We start from the raw sequence: 1,108 nt of genomic DNA, 5'->3' as shown, positions 1-1,108 counted from the left end.
GTGCCTGCTCGACCGCGTCTCGGACGCGGGCATCCTCGCGGAGTTTGCGGCGGGCTCTGGTGCGGCGGGTGAGGAGGATGGTGGCGGTGGCGGCTGCGAGGAGGACGAGCAGCAGCACGAGCAGCGTCCAGGGGACGGCCCAGCCGTGGGTCGTGGACTCGACGGGCTTGAGGGATGTGGTGGAGCCCGAGGCGTCGGTGAGCAGGGGGGTGAGTGTTGTGGTGGCGGCCAGGCTGACTCCCGGGGCCACGCCGTGGACCGGGACCTTCACCTTCCACTTCTCGCCCGGGAGCAGCTCCGGCGGCGCGGCGATGTCGCCCGCCTCCGTCCGCAGCCGGCCGAACGGGCCCGAGACCGAGACCGTCTGACGGGCCGACAGAAGGGCGTTGCCGGTGTTGTGGATCGTGTACGTGACGGTGGCGTCGCCCTTGGCGAACGGGTTGAACGTACCGTCGTAGTCGACATGGAGGTCCTCCACCGCGAGCTTCGGCTTGAGCTCGCCGCTGACCCGCAGCTTGACCCGGATACCGAGGCGCCGGTCGACGTTGATGCCCTCGGCGTCGTCGGCCTGCTTCAGTGAGGTGAGGATGCCGCCCACGTAGTCGCCGGGCGTGGCATTGGCCGGAACGCCGACCGTGAAGGGCACCTCGGCGGACTTGCCGGGCTTGATCACGACGCTGGCGCGGCCGGCGTGCACCCAGGCGCCGATTCCGACGGACTTCTTGTCCTTGGTGAGCAGGTCGAGCTGTCCCGTGTCGGTCGTGTAGCCGTCCGAGGCGTACACCGCGAGTTCGAGCGGGGACTTGCTGTGGTTGGCGACGACCATGGCGTCCTTGATCTGTCCGCCTGGGTTGACGCCGTAGGTGTAGCTGGAGCGGTCGTCGCCGTACCCGTTCGCGGCCGTCCTGACCGTCCAGGTGACATCGCCGTCGGCCGCCAGAGCGGGACCTGCGGGCAGGCCGGCGATCGCGAAGGCCATGAGCAGGGCCAGGGCGGCGGTACGGACGAGGGCGGCGGCGGTGGTCTTCCGGCGCGTTACGGGCACGTGCATGTCGGGGTTCTCCTGGAAACGAAGTGGCGGGGCAGGCACCGGACGGCGCCTGCCCCG

At 70.5% G+C, this 1,108-nt stretch carries 1 protein-coding gene; it reads right to left on the bottom strand.

Features of this window, described 5'->3' with window-relative positions:
* The coding region (locus GA0115259_RS37600; RefSeq protein ID WP_093605061.1) for a WxL protein peptidoglycan domain-containing protein at nt 1-1,051 on the bottom strand (1,051 nt) is incomplete at its 3' end.
* Between the last annotated feature and the right edge of the window lie 57 nt (nt 1,052-1,108).

Origin of the sequence: Streptomyces sp. MnatMP-M17 (genome assembly GCF_900091995.1) — a bacterium.
Taxonomy (GTDB): domain Bacteria; phylum Actinomycetota; class Actinomycetes; order Streptomycetales; family Streptomycetaceae; genus Streptomyces.
The sequence above is the reverse complement of the archived record's forward strand: the minus strand, read 5'-3'. Positions and strand labels throughout refer to the sequence as shown.